Origin of the sequence: Geomonas anaerohicana (genome assembly GCF_016458305.1) — a bacterium.
GTDB classification, from domain to species: domain Bacteria; phylum Desulfobacterota; class Desulfuromonadia; order Geobacterales; family Geobacteraceae; genus Geomonas; species Geomonas anaerohicana.
This window is the reverse complement of record NZ_JAEMHL010000012.1, coordinates 36,515-49,699: the sequence shown is the minus strand read 5'-3', so window position 1 is coordinate 49,699 and position 13,185 is coordinate 36,515. Positions and strand designations below refer to the sequence as shown.

14 protein-coding genes are annotated in these 13,185 nt (G+C 61.1%); 12 read left to right on the top strand and 2 right to left on the bottom strand.

Annotated elements, in window-relative coordinates; translation table 11 throughout:
* The first annotated feature begins 22 nt into the window (after positions 1–22).
* The 9 genes from JFN91_RS18380 to JFN91_RS18340 all read left to right on the top strand — a co-directional run bounded on the left by JFN91_RS18380 (position 23) and on the right by JFN91_RS18340 (position 9,853).
* The gene (locus JFN91_RS18380; RefSeq protein WP_199390607.1) at positions 23–1,027 is read left to right on the top strand and encodes a polysaccharide deacetylase family protein; all 1,005 of its coding nucleotides are present in this window, start codon (positions 23–25) and stop codon (positions 1,025–1,027) included.
* Positions 1,024–2,103: a DegT/DnrJ/EryC1/StrS family aminotransferase gene (locus JFN91_RS18375; protein ID WP_199390606.1), complete on the top strand. Its 1,080-nt coding sequence runs from the start codon at positions 1,024–1,026 to the stop codon at positions 2,101–2,103. Before JFN91_RS18380 ends, JFN91_RS18375 begins: the two co-directional genes overlap by 4 nt.
* Entirely contained in the window at positions 2,093–3,178 is a 1,086-nt protein-coding gene (locus JFN91_RS18370) for a GNAT family N-acetyltransferase (protein ID WP_199390605.1), read from the top strand. Before JFN91_RS18375 ends, JFN91_RS18370 begins: the two co-directional genes overlap by 11 nt.
* The gene (locus JFN91_RS18365; protein WP_199390604.1) at positions 3,175–4,149 is read left to right on the top strand and encodes a glycosyltransferase; all 975 of its coding nucleotides are present in this window, start codon (positions 3,175–3,177) and stop codon (positions 4,147–4,149) included. The genes JFN91_RS18370 and JFN91_RS18365 overlap by 4 nt, the downstream gene beginning before the upstream one ends.
* Entirely contained in the window at positions 4,146–5,333 is a 1,188-nt protein-coding gene (locus JFN91_RS18360; RefSeq protein ID WP_199390603.1) for a glycosyltransferase family 4 protein, read from the top strand. The genes JFN91_RS18365 and JFN91_RS18360 overlap by 4 nt, the downstream gene beginning before the upstream one ends.
* 140 nt (positions 5,334–5,473) lie before the next feature.
* Positions 5,474–7,930 (top strand): YfhO family protein, encoded by a 2,457-nt coding sequence (locus JFN91_RS18355; RefSeq protein WP_199390602.1) that lies wholly within the window; start codon positions 5,474–5,476, stop codon positions 7,928–7,930.
* 187 nt (positions 7,931–8,117) lie between these two features.
* Positions 8,118–8,498: a GxxExxY protein gene (locus JFN91_RS18350; RefSeq protein ID WP_199390601.1), complete on the top strand. Its 381-nt coding sequence runs from the start codon at positions 8,118–8,120 to the stop codon at positions 8,496–8,498.
* 245 nt (positions 8,499–8,743) lie between these two features.
* Positions 8,744–9,484, top strand: coding sequence for a tRNA1(Val) (adenine(37)-N6)-methyltransferase (locus JFN91_RS18345; RefSeq protein WP_199390600.1), 741 nt, complete (start codon positions 8,744–8,746; stop codon positions 9,482–9,484).
* 39 nt (positions 9,485–9,523) lie between these two features.
* The gene (locus JFN91_RS18340) at positions 9,524–9,853 is read left to right on the top strand and encodes a four helix bundle protein (protein WP_199390599.1); all 330 of its coding nucleotides are present in this window, start codon (positions 9,524–9,526) and stop codon (positions 9,851–9,853) included.
* Positions 9,854–9,893: 40 nt separating this feature from the next.
* Here JFN91_RS18340 and JFN91_RS18335 read toward each other — a convergent pair whose 3' ends face one another.
* A complete protein-coding gene (locus JFN91_RS18335) occupies positions 9,894–10,370 on the bottom strand; it encodes a DUF721 domain-containing protein (protein WP_236015238.1) in 477 nt (158 codons plus the stop codon).
* Entirely contained in the window at positions 10,357–10,620 is a 264-nt protein-coding gene (locus JFN91_RS18330; protein WP_199390598.1) for a hypothetical protein, read from the bottom strand. Before JFN91_RS18330 ends, JFN91_RS18335 begins: the two co-directional genes overlap by 14 nt.
* Before the next feature lie 93 nt (positions 10,621–10,713).
* On the opposite strand from JFN91_RS18330, the gene JFN91_RS18325 reads away from it, so the two are divergent.
* The 3 genes from JFN91_RS18325 to ffh all read left to right on the top strand — a co-directional run bounded on the left by JFN91_RS18325 (position 10,714) and on the right by ffh (position 13,146).
* The gene (locus tag JFN91_RS18325; protein WP_199390597.1) at positions 10,714–10,986 is read left to right on the top strand and encodes a DUF3343 domain-containing protein; all 273 of its coding nucleotides are present in this window, start codon (positions 10,714–10,716) and stop codon (positions 10,984–10,986) included.
* The gene (yedF, locus tag JFN91_RS18320; RefSeq protein ID WP_199390596.1) at positions 10,973–11,563 is read left to right on the top strand and encodes a sulfurtransferase-like selenium metabolism protein YedF; all 591 of its coding nucleotides are present in this window, start codon (positions 10,973–10,975) and stop codon (positions 11,561–11,563) included. Before JFN91_RS18325 ends, yedF begins: the two co-directional genes overlap by 14 nt.
* A gap of 221 nt (positions 11,564–11,784) precedes the next feature.
* Positions 11,785–13,146, top strand: a complete 1,362-nt coding sequence (gene ffh, locus JFN91_RS18315; protein ID WP_199390595.1) for a signal recognition particle protein — start codon at positions 11,785–11,787, stop codon at positions 13,144–13,146.
* Positions 13,147–13,185: the final 39 nt, after the last annotated feature.

The window sequence follows — 13,185 nt, the reverse complement described above, 5'->3', positions numbered from 1 at the left end:
AGGAAGGATGCTGAAGCGGATCGTGACAGATATCGTGTGGGCTAGTGGTCTCCCCGCCTGCTTCGCCCCCTTTTACGGTGGCCACACGTCGGTGCTGCTCCTGCACCGGGTGCTGCCGGGGGCGCAGCGGGGGCTTCCGTCGGACAACCTGAGGGTGACGCCGGAGTTCCTGGACCGCTTCATCAGCGCCAGAAAGAAGGCGGGGTGGCGCTTCGTCTCGCTGGACCACCTGGTGCAGGACTTCGACGACTGCGTCGCTCACGGCCGCAACATGGTGATGACGCTGGACGACGGTTATCGCGACAACTTCGACCATGCCCGGCACGTCTTCGGCAGCCACGAAGTCCCCTTCATCGTTTATGTCGCCAACTCTTTTCCCGCGGGTACGGCTGATTTCTGGTGGTACACCCTCGAGGAGATGCTCCTGGCGCACCGCCGCATCGAGCTGCAGCACGGCGAACAGCGTGCGACGCTGGATCTTGCCGAGCCCAAGGGCGCTTTCATTGCCTTCAAGGGGATCTACCAGCCTCTTCCGGCGCAGGAGCAGGCTGAGCTGATGGCGCGGCTGCAGGAGCGTTACCCGCTCGCTGCGGCGCAGGAGCGGCTGGCCATGACCTGGGCTGAAGTCCGGGACTTGGCCGCGGACGAGCTTTGCACTATCGGCTGCCATACGGTGAGCCACCGCAGCCTCGCCCCCCTGCCGCGGGAGGAGGCCTGCCGGGAGCTTATCGATTCGCGCGCGGAACTGGAGCGTGAGGTGGGACGTCCGGTGCGGCACCTTGCCTACCCGTACGGCAAGGCGGTCGATGCCGGCCCGCGGGAAGAGGACCTGGCGCGGGAGGCAGGTTTTCAAAGCGCCGTCACCACGCGCGTCGGCAATCTCCACCCCGGGCACCGCGATCACCTGCTCATGCTGCCCCGCATCCCGCTCTATGAGGGGGGGAAGAATGGGAAGCTGAGCGAGATCTTTCTCTCCGGGATGTACAGCGCCGTCACCAACGGGTTCAGAAAGGTCGTCACCTATTGATCAAACGGACGCCTGAAATAAAACTGCCGGGACTGGTGCAGCTTTTCCTGGGCAGCGCAGCCTGCACCAATGATGAGCGGACCAGTTACACCGGCTACGCCCGCTTCGCGCTTTTGAACCTGCTGAAGGTGCTGGGGATGGGGCGCGGCGACCGCATTCTGCTCCCCGCCTACATCTGCGACGTGGTGCTGCTGCCGCTGGCCGAGTTGGGGATCGAGCCGGTCTATTATCGCGTGACCTCGGATTTCCAGGTGGATTGGGACAGCGTCGAGGTACAGCCGGGCAGCCGCGCCTTCATCTCGGTGAGCTACTTCGGGGTGAGCCAGAACTATACCGCCATCGCCGACTACTGTGCCAGCCACGACCTGGTCTGGCTCAACGACAACGCCCATGGCTTCGCCAGTTCGCTTGGGAACACCAGCCTGGAGGAGTTCGGCGACTTCTCCTTCACCTCGTTCCGTAAGGTGCTCGGGTCCGTGAACGGCGCCCGGGTCAGGATCAACAACGACCGCTTCCTGCCGCTCAAGGGGGAACTGGACCGGTTGAACGGGGCTGCGCCGCCGGAGCCGCGCCGGCGCTTCGTGGCCGCTGCCGGCCTGCGGACTCTCGGCATAAGGCTGCGCGCCCTGCCGGACTTCTCCGACCCGCGTGGCTTTGGTGATGACGACATGAAGGCGCATCAGGCCGATCTGCTGGCGTTGAAGCAGCTGGCTGCGAGCGACCGGGACACCATCCGCCTGCACCGGCGTCGGCTGTACCAGGCAGTGGAGCTGTTCCTCCTGGGGGCCGGATGCAAAGAGATGCTGCCTGTCCCCAGGCTCTTGCGCGAGGGTAACTCGCCGCTGGTGCTGCCCGTTGTTACCAGGGATCACCGCGCCTGGCTTGATCTCCTGAACCGGGCCCGCCGCCACGGTCTCGACCTGCACACCTGGCCCTCGCTCCCGGAGGCGGTGCTGGACCACAATATTTGCGGCGCTGCCGACTTGTGGCGGCGGATGCTCTACCTCCCGCTGCACCAAGGGGTGGAGCCGGAGATCTATCTGCCGCTACTGCAAAAGGTGCTCGATGCAGTTTGAAGTGATCGACAACGAGAAAAGGCTCCTTGAACTGGGGCCGGAGTGGGAGGCGCTGGAGCGGAGATCGCCGGTGCACCTGTTCCAAAACCACCGTCTGCTGGTGGACTGGTATCTGTGTGCCGGCAAGGTGAGCGGGGCAGTCCCCGCCGTGGTGGTCGGTCGCGAGGCGGGTGAACTGCGCGCCGTCTTCCCCGGTTGCATCATTGCCAAGGGGGGCGTGCGCATCCTGACCTGGCTGGGCGGTTTCTTTATCGTTGACTACGGCGACGTGCTTTTCGACCCGGCTTGTTCCGCGCCGGTCGTGGAGTTTCTGCGCGAGGCGCTGCGTCTGCTCAAGAAACACTCCGGCTACCACGTCGGCTACTTCCACAACATGCGCCACGATGCCGTGGCGTATCCCTATTTCAGCCGCGAGTTCAGGCTCTTCCGCGGCGACGTCGCGCCTTTCATCGAACTGCAGGGGGACTTCGAACCCTATCTCGATTCGCTGAAGCGGTTTCGCAAGAAGCAGAAATCGGACACGCTGCGCCAGATCAAGCGGCTGGAGGAGTTGGGCGAGCTTGCTTTCACCGTTGTGCCGGGCGCGGAGCCGCGCTCCCAAGAGGTACTGGAAGCGTTCCTGGAGCAGAAGCGCTGGCGCTTCCAGGTCTCGGGCGTACACGGAGTGTTGTTCAAGCCCGGCTACGAGGAGTTCTACCGGGAGGAGGTGCGCGGCAACCCGAATGTTCACCTCTGCTGCCTGACGCTTAACGGCGAGGTCATCGCGACGCACCTGGGTTACCTCTACAAGAACAGGCTCTACTTCGTAATGCCGACCTACGACCACCGCTACGGCAAGTACTCTCCGGGGCGGGTGCTGACCTATTACCTGATCCGGCACTGCTTCGACCAGGGCGTGGAGTTCTTCGACTTCTGCATCGGTCCCGAGGAGTACAAGTACGAGTGGACCGACCGCGACGTCCCCATCACCAGCTTTGTGAGCGATGACATTGCCGGCCGGCTGTTCCTGGGCATCAAGAAGGCGAAGATAAAGGCGGACGAACTGCTGAAGCGCGTCAAGGGAGTCAAGGGATGACGGAGAGGCAGACTGCCGCCACGGTTTCCGTGATTATCGCGGCCTACAACGCGGAGAGGTACATAGCCCAGGCGATCGACAGCGTCCTGGCGCAGAGCCATCCCTGCGTCGAGTGTATCGTCGTCGACGACGGCTCCACCGACGGGACCGCCGCCATCGTCAGGGGGTACGGCAGCAAGGTGCGCTACCTGTACCAGGCCAATGCGGAGCGTTCCGCCGCGCGCAATAACGGTATGCGTGAGGCACGCGGGGATCTGATCTCGTTCCTCGACGCCGACGACCTCTTGGCACCGGAGAAGTTGGCCGAGCAGGCGGCCTTCCTGGCGCAGCATCCCGAGTACGCCGTGGTCTACTCCCGGGTCAGCTATTTCGATGAAATCGACGGCTCCAGCTTCACGCCGCAGCGCAGGACTCCCAGCGGCGACATCGTGGCGGAACTGTTGTACGGCAACTTCATCACCATCCACTCGCCGCTCATCCGACGCGATGCCGCAGAGCGCGCCGGCGGCTTCGACCCCGCGCGCAACCGCTACGAGGACTGGGACTTCCTGCTGCGCCTCGCGCTCACCGGCGCCAGGTTCGGTTTCCAGGACCGTCTGCATGCCAGGGTCCGGCTGCATCCGGGCAACACCATCGGGGACCAGGTAAAGATGTTCGAGGCGAAACTGCGGGTAGCTGAGCGGATCGTGGAGGTCTACGCTGCTGAACTCGCCCGGCGCTCGGTCGATGTCCGCGGGCTGGTCGCCTTTCACAAAGCCGACTACGGCAGGATCCTGGTGCTGGCGGGCCGGTGCGCGGAAGGTCGGGCACTGATCCGCGAAGCGGTGCGGGTCCCGTTCCCGCACCGCAGGATTTTCGTCGCGTTCGGTCTCGCTGCCGGGCTTTTCGGCTCCGGCATCCTGGTGGCGGCGCAACAGCTGTACGACCGGGTCATCAAGGGGAAACGGTCCGCCAAGGGAGGGAGCGCGTGAAAATCGTCCTGATCGCACCGTTCGGTATCCGTCCCAAGGGGACGGTGCTCGCCCGCATGGTGCCGCTGGCCGTGGAGTTGCAGCGGCGCGGCCACGAGGCGGTCATCGTGGCCCCCCCTTACACCAACCCGGAAAGTTCCGGCGTCGTCGAGGTGGTGCGCGGCGTGCCGGTGAAGAACATCGTCTTGGGGCCGAAGCACAAGGCGCTGGCCGCCCCTTTCCTGGCTTGGCGCCTGTTCCGGGCGGCACTCGACGAGAAGCCGGACCTGGTGCACCTGTTCAAACCAAAGGGGTACGGCGGGCTGAGCGCCATGCTGCAGCTTTGCTGCGAGCGCCTCGGCATTCGCATGCCCCCCCTTTTCCTCGATACCGACGACTGGGAAGGGAAGGGGGGCATGAACGACCAACTGCAGTACTCTGCAGCCGAGCGGCAGCTGTACGCCTTCCAGGAGCAGTGGCTGCCGCCGCGCGTGCGCGGGGTGACCGTCGCCAGCCGTATGCTGGAGGAACTGCACCTGCAGATGGGCATTGCGCGGCAGCGTCTGCTCTACCTCCCCAACTGTGTCGACGACAGTCCTGCCGGTGACGGCGAAAGGATCCGGCGCAGACTCGGCATCGGGCCCGAGGCGCCGGTGCTGCTGCTCTATACCCGCTTCTTCGAATTCAGCCAGGAGAAGCTGCACTTCATCTTCGCCGAGGCCCGGCGCCGGGTCCCTGGCGTCAGGTTCCTGGTGGTGGGGAAAGGGCGGCATGGGGAAGAAGCGGAGTTGTTGACGGCGGCCAAAGAGGACGGCTTCGAGGATGCGCTGGTAATGGCCGGCTGGGTCGAACCGGCGGAACTCCCCGATTACCTGGCCGCGGCCGATCTCGCCATCTACCCTTTTGCCGACACGCTTTTGAACCGCTGCAAGTGCCCGGCGAAGCTGACCGAACTTTTGCGGGCCGGCGTGCCGGTGGTGGCCGACGCCGTGGGCCAGATCAAGGAGTACATCGTGCCGGAACGTGGCGGAGTGCTGTGCGACGCGGACGACTGGCAGGGGATGGTGGAGCGGACCGTGGGGCTTCTCAACGATCCCACCCGCCGGGAGGCCCTTGGCAAGGAGGGGCGGCGCTACCTGCTGGAGCAGTTCCGGTGGAATATGTTTGCCGAGAAACTTGAATTGTTTTATAAAATATCCGATTAGCCGCTAGGTCCCGTTGGTTTCCCCGCTGCCAAGGCCGCTGTTGGAATCCCCGAAGGTGCCCACCTCATCGGCTTCACTTCACCTCGACAAAATGAAATCACGCTGCAGCAGCTGTGTGGGGTTTTTTCCGGAGAGCATGTATGACAGATCGTAAGAAGGAATTGCTGTTTCAGGGAGCACTGCTCGCTCTGCTCATCGTCCTCTTTTCCAAGATCCTTTTCACGGACAAGATCATCCGTGCCCCTGACATCATCAACGAGTTCTACTGGGGCGTAAAAAGCCTCGCCTCGCAGCCGTTTTGGAAGCTCTTCAATGTAAACCTCTCCAGCGCCGGCTGGGATATGTACGTCAACTCCGGCTTTACCAACGAGGGGGGCGGGGTCGCGGGGCAGTTCCTGTTCACGCAGAAGCTGATCTTCTGGCTTTTCCCGTCCCCGGCGAACGTGGCCTGGTATATCGTCTTCCACTTTTTTGTCGGCGCGGCCGGCACCTACTGGTTCTGCCGTACCATCGGCTGCAGCCGGATCGGGTCTCTCCTGGCCGGCCTGGTGTTCGCCATCGCTCCGGAAAATGCCTCGTTGATCAACGCCGGGCACGTCATGAAGATCGCCACCATCTCGATCACCCCCTGGGCCTTTTACTTCCTGGAAAAAGGGTTCCGGTCGCGGCGGGTCATCTTCTTCCTGAGTGCGGCCTTCATCCTCGCGGTGCAGTTTTTCCACGGGCACTGGCAGGTCGCCTACTATACCTGTCTTGCCATAGGCGTCTACGGTGTCGCGCGCTCGTTGTGCATCGTGCTGGCCGACGAGGGAGGGAAAAAGGAGTTCGGCCGACTGCTGGCCTTGAACCTGACCCTGCTGGTCTTCTTTCTCACCACGGTCGCCATTTCGCTGGTCCCCCTGGCCAACTGGTCCAAGGAGACCAACCGCGGGGTGAACAGCGGGGCCAACGTCACCGCATCCGCAGGACAGAGCGAGGCGAAGGGGGGGCTGGCACGGGAAGAGGCGATGTCGTGGTCCCTGCCGCCGGAAGAGACAGCGGCGTTCATCATTCCCGGCATGTTCGGGTTCTCCCGTCAGGAGGCAGGTCCCAACCCCGGCAACATCGATTCGTACTACTGGGGACGGATGAACTTCACCCAGACGGTGAGCTACATGGGCTTGCTCCCGTGGCTGCTGCTCCCGCTGCCGCTCATCTTCCGGCGCGACCGCTACACGTGGCTCGCGCTCTCGGCGGTCGTGGTGGGGATTCTGTTCTCCATGGGAAAATACACCCCCTTCTACAACCTCCTCTTCGATTACTTCCCCGGCATCAACCGTTTCCGCGTCCCCAAGATGATCATGTTCATCCCGGTGCTCGGGCTCGGGGTTCTCTCTGCGTTCGGCATCGACCTGCTGCTCGATCCGGCGGTCCGTGCCAGCCGCGCCTTCAAGCGCTACGTCATCGGCGCAGTAGCCCTTCCGGTGCTGCTGCTGGTGCTGGTCGGCGTGGAGGTGACCACCGGCAACTTCTGGGTGAACAAGTTCATCGACGTCATCGCCCAGCCGACCCGCTACGAGCCGCAGAGCGAGAAGCTCGTGCTGCAGCGCTGGACCAACCTGGTCAACGAGACCTGGGTCGCCGCCGGTCTTGCCTCCATCTTCGCCATAGTTTTCGTCATGTACCAGCGCGGCAAGCTGGCGGCCAAGCTGCTCCCCTTCGTGCTGATCGGGTTGTTCCTGGTCGACACCGGTCGGGTCAACGCGAAGTTCATGTTCCTGGTCGATGAGCCGCACAAGGCCGCCGCGACCCAGCCGCCGGATATTGCGTTTCTGGCCAAGCAGCCCAAGGAATTCCGCACCCTGCCGCTGAACGGCGACCCGATGCCCTACGCCGCGGCCGGTATTCCGGTCATGTTCACCTCCAACGCGGTGCAGCAGCGGCGCTGGCAGGAGTTTCTGGACAACTTCAACCTTGGCTCCAGCATGCCCGACATCCTGAACGTGCGCTACCTGGTGGCGACCAAGGAGCAGTACGAGCAGGACAAGGCTGCTTTGGCGAACAAGTATGTCCCGGTCTTCTATTCTCCCAACGGCGCCATGGTGGTGTTGGAGAACAGGACGGTGCTGCCCAAGGCGTGGCTCGCACCGGTGGCGGTGCAGGTTCAGAATCCGGCAGACGTTTTGGGCGCGCTGCAGAATCCGCAGTTCCAGGCCAGTGTCATTGCCATCGTCGAGTCGGCCCCGCCGATACCGATGTTGGGTCCCGGCGCCACCGTGCCGGCTAACGGCCCCGGGCAGGTGCGCGTCAACAAGTACGAGGCGGAGAAGATAGATCTCGATGCCGCGGTGACGATGAACTCCATGCTGGTGTTGGGGGAGAAATACTACAAGGGGTGGAAGGCGACCGTTGACGGCAAGATTGCCGAGATTTATCCGGTCAACCACGTGCTGCGCGGCATATATCTCACCCCGGGGATGCACAAGGTCGAGATGGTATTCGATCCGACGCCGTTCAAAATCGGCAAGTATCTCACCCTGGTCTCCTTTGCCATCTTCGCCCTCTTCCTCGGGCGGGAGGTTTGGGTGAGGAAAAAAGAGGGAGAGCTAAAAGCTTAAAGGCAGAACCTTTATTTTTAACGCAAAGACGCAAAGGCGCTAGGAAAACCTTTTTTGGGGGAAAACCAAAAACTTTCCTCATGGCTAGGGGCTTCTTTGCGTTGCCCGGTTTCGCGTGCATGAATTTTGATTAACTTGTTTTTCCCGATATGCTCCTCTTTTGCGCTTCATGCCCTGGAGGTGCGAGATGACGGAAAATGAGTTGAGCAACCATATCCTCGCTTGTGCTGTAGAGGTTCACCGAAACCTGGGTGGACCTGGCCTTCTCGAATGTGTGTACGAGGAGGCCCTCGCCTGGGAGTTGAAACAACGTGGGTTCCCAGTGGGGCGGCAGTTAGAGGTGCCGGTTACTTACAAAGGTCACGAATTGGCAGTCCCGCTCAGGCTGGATCTTTTGGTGGGAGAGTTGGTGGTGGTCGAAGTGAAGGCCGTCAGCCAGTACAACTCCATCTTTGAATCACAGACCCTCACTTACCTGCGCATGCTGAACCTGAAGTTGGGGATGGTCATCAACTTTGGTGAAAAGCTTGTCAAGGATGGGATTCATAGGGTAGTAAATGGTCTGTGACTACAAACAAGACATAAAAACATTTATTAACGCAAAGACGCAAAGGCGCTAAGAACTTCTTTTGGGAAAAACAAAGGCTTTGACCTTCAAGCTTTTGAAAAAAACAAAACCATTTATTAATGCAAAGACGCAAAGACACTAAGAATTTCTGGGTAAACCTAAAGCTCTTAGATTTACAGGTGTTTCTTTGCGTCTTTGCGGCTTTGCGTTAGAAAATTGGTTTTGATGTTTGTGCTTGGGTTTTTATGGTCGTAACAACTGAACTTGAAACCCTGGATGAGTTGTCCGGGTATGACTTGCGCATCATTCAGCCGCGGCATGGGTACCGGTTCTCGGTGGACCCGCTGCTTTTGGCGGACTTCTCAAAGGTCCGCGACGGCGAGTCATGCGCGGACCTCGGGACCGGGTGCGGGGTGATCGCACTGCTCCTGGCACGCCTGGCTCAAAATTCCTCGGTGACCGCGATCGAGTTCCAACAGGTGATGGCGGACATCGCTAACCGCAACGTCGCGCTGAACAGCCTCACGGACCGGGTACGCATCGTCGAGGATGACGTCCTGTCACTGAAGACGCATTTTCCCGTGGACAGCTTTGACCTCGTGGTCTCCAATCCTCCCTACCGCCGACCGGGGACGGGAAAGATCAGCCCCCGCGCCGGGCGCGACGAGGCCCGCCATGAAACGAGCGCGACGTTGGCCGATTTTCTGGCGGCGGCGAAGTACCTGGTGAAACCTTCCGGTCGCATCTGCCTCATCTACCATACCTGCCGTCTGGCGGAGTTGATGGCGCAGGCCGCCCAGCAAAAGCTCGCGCCCCTGCGATTGCGCATGGTGCACGGCAACAGCTCGATGGATGCCAGGATGTTCATGATCGAGTTGGCGAAAGGGAGAACGGGAGAGCTGAAGGTGGAACCGCCGCTGATGGTCAGAGGCGAGGCCGGTGGTTACTCTGAGGAGAAAAAAAGAATCTATAGAGGCAGGGGCTAGGGGCTAGGGGCTAGTAAAGGCAAAACCAGGAGGCGGACCATGGATGTTCGCAGCTACCGTGACTTGAAAGTGTGGCAGGTTGGGGTGGAACTGGTTGGGCAAGTTTATGCATTGACAGGGTCGTTTCCGAAGACTGAAATCTTTGGTTTAACCAGCCAGATACAGAGGGCTGCAGTCTCTGTCCCCTCGAATATAGCAGAAGGGCATGCCCGCGGCTCCAGGAAGGAATTTCTGCATTTTCTTACGATTAGCTTGGGCTCGCTGGCCGAACTGGAAACGCAGCTCATGATCGGGAATCTCCTGCGACAGTGCGATGAACTGGGAAGAATGCTGCGTTCACTGCAACGTTCACTGCAGGCAAAGGCGTAGGTTAGGATGACAGGTTTTGCTAGTCCCCAGCCCCTAGTCCCTAGCCCCTGTGTTCCCGGTCCCTGCGGATCAGGCTCTCGAAGATGGCGCGCAGTTCGGGGTCGGCGGCGGACTCGGCCTGCTCCTTGGCCCAAGCTTGCTCCTCCGCACTCAGTTCGCGCCGGGCGGGTTTCTTGATGACGGTGGCGGCGGGTTTTCTGACTTTGCCGCTCTTGAGCTGGATCTCTTTGACGAGTTCCTGGTCGAGGGCTTCGTTCACCTTGGTGATCAACTCTTTCTTCAGGTAGGTGAGTTGCTGCAGCCAGGGAGGACTGTCGACGTGGAGGGTGAGGGTGCCTTCGCGGAAGGTGGCAGGCTGGGCATGCGCCGCGATCTTGTCGCCGACGGCTTCGTCCCAGACTTCCCAGATGCGCCCCTCCTTGAGCCTCAGCTCGGCCGGGGTGCCGCGCAAAAGGGCGGTGAGAAGGTCGGTGACCGGCGCCGGCCTTTTCATCTTGGGACGCTTATTCTTCGTCAATCGGGTGTCTCTTGCGGTACATCCTGCCGCCGATGATCTGGCCCAATACGGCGCTGGATATGCTGAAGGGAATGAATCCCCAGCCCAGCCCGGTCTTGATCCTGAAGTAGATGATGGCGGGGATGGAGATGTGGACGTAGAAATACCAGCCGAAGGAGAACTTCGGGTAGGACTGTCTCTGGTACCCCAGCGGGATGTTGATCAACGTGGCCACAACTACGAGTGCCGCTGCGTAAAGCACTGTTTCCATGTTTACCTCTCGGGTCGGTAATAGTATGGGTTTGACCTCTCTTTGTCAATGTGCTTCTATGGCTTTGCTTTTCAACCAGGATAAGGAGTTGCTGTGATAAAAGACGGAGATTTCGTGGCCATCTTCAATTCCATCCACCGCGTGATGGAGGCGGAACGGCTCTTGAAGGATAAGCAGCTCAAAATACAACTCATCCCGGCGCCGCGCGCGCTCGCCGCCGACTGCGGCCTGGCTATCAGGTACGCGGAGGACATCAGGGGCGAGGTGGAGGGGGCGCTTGCCGCGGCGGGACTTTTGCCGGGCGACCTGTACAGAAAAAACGGAGACAGCTTCGTAAAGATAGGAGACGACCATGAACAAGCTTGACGTGAGGGGGATGGCCTGCCCGCTGCCGGTGGTGCAGGTGAAACGGGCGCTTGAGTCGGCGCAGGGGGAACTGCACGTGCTGCTCGATGACGGCGCACCGCGCGAGAACGTGAAGCGCTTCGCGCAGGGGCGCGGCTACCAGGTGCACGAGGAACAGCTCGAAGACGGCTTCGCCTTCACCATCACCGGCCCGGGTGCCACCGCCGCGCGCGAGTCGGCACCCGCCCCTGCCGCTGCCGCCGGTCCGACCGTGATGCTGATCGGTTCCGACCGGATGGGAGACGGCCCGGAGGAGTTGGGGCGCCTTCTGATGAAAAACTTCATCATGACGCTTCTCGACATGAGCGAGCTGCCGGACCGGATCTTCTTCGTCAATACCGGCGTCCTCCTTGCCGCCGAGGGGTCCGAGGTGGTGGAGACCCTGAACGAGTTGGGCAACCGCGGCGTCGAGGTGCTCTCCTGCGGCATCTGCCTCGACTTCTTCAAGAAGAAGGAGACCCTGGCGGCGGGAGGGGTGACCAACATGTTCACCATCGCCGAAACCATGCTCACCGCACGCTCGGTGGTACGGTTGTAGCGTGTCCCTCCCCTCGCCCCACTCCCGGAGGGAGAGGGTAACTTGGGAAGCCATGCTGGTGCGGCTGTAACTGACGTTGTTACCGATAATTTCGCTTGACAATTTGCGACATTATCCACTAAAGTGACTCTCTTGCCGCGGGATACCTGTGCGCTTTTGCCGGCCCGCGTGTTTTTTCTGAGAAAATAAACGCGATATTTCGCAGACTTATAGGTTTACTGATGTTCGCCACTCTTTCCGATAAACTCGACCTGGTCTTCAAGAAGCTCCGCGGCCAGGGGGTAATGACCGAGGATAACGTCAAGGATGCGCTGCGCGAGGTGCGTCTTGCGCTGCTGGAAGCCGACGTTAATTTCAAGGTCGTCAAGGATTTTGTCGAAAAGGTACGCACCCGTGCCATCGGCACCGAGGTGTTGCAGAGCCTTGCCCCCGGGCAGCAGGTGATCAAGATCGTCCACGACGAGCTGGTGCTCCTCATGGGCGGCAGCGAGGATAACTCGCTGGACCTGGCGGCCAAGCCGCCGGTGGCGATCATGCTGGTCGGCCTGCAGGGTGCCGGTAAGACGACTTCGTGCGGCAAGTTGGCCAAGTACCTCAAGGCGCAAAGGAAGAAGCCGCTCCTGGTCCCGGCCGACGTGTACCGCCCGGCCGCTATCGAGCAGTTGAAGGTGCTCGGCCGCCAGCTCGACATCGAGGTGTTCGGCTCGGAGGCCACCCAGAAGCCGCTGGACATCTGCCGCGATGCACACCGCTACGCGACCCTGAACGGTTTCGACGTCGTCATCTTCGATACAGCCGGCCGCCACCAGATCGACGATTACCTGATGGAGGAGCTGGAAGGTATCCGCGACGAGCTGGCTCCGCGCGAGATCCTGTTCGTGGCCGACGCCATGACCGGCCAGGAAGCGGTCAACGTGGCCCAGGGCTTCAACGACCGCCTCGGCATCACCGGCGTCATCCTGACCAAGCTCGACGGCGACGCCAAGGGTGGCGCGGCGCTTTCCATCAAGGCGGTCACCGGAAAACCTGTTAAGTTTGTAGGCTTGGGTGAAAAGCTGGACGCGCTGGACGTGTTCCACGCCGACCGCCTGGTCTCCCGCATCCTCGGCATGGGCGACGTGCTCACCCTGATCGAGAAGGCGCAGGCCACCTTCGACGAGAAGGAAGCCGAGCGTCTGCAGCAGAAGATGAAGAAGAGCGGGCAGTTCGATCTCGAGGACTTCCGCAACCAGCTGCAGCAGATCAAGAAGATGGGCTCGCTCGAATCGATCATGAACCTGATCCCGGGGATGGGTAAGGCGATGAAGCAGATGCAGGGCGCCCAGCCTTCCGAGAAGGAGCTGAAAAGGATCGAGGCGATCATCGACTCGATGACTCCCAAGGAGCGCGCCAACCACACCATCATCAACGGCAGCCGCCGTTTGAGGATCGCCAAGGGTAGCGGCACCAGCGTCCAGGAAGTGAACCAGCTCTTAAAGCGTTTCACCGAAGCTCAGAAGGTGGTCAAGCAGTTGCAGAAGATGGGACCGAAGGGTCTTATGAAAGGGATGAAAGGCATGGGTAAAGGGATGCTCCCCTTTTAAGCCGGTTGCCTTTGACTATTGCATCAACTCAGATACAGT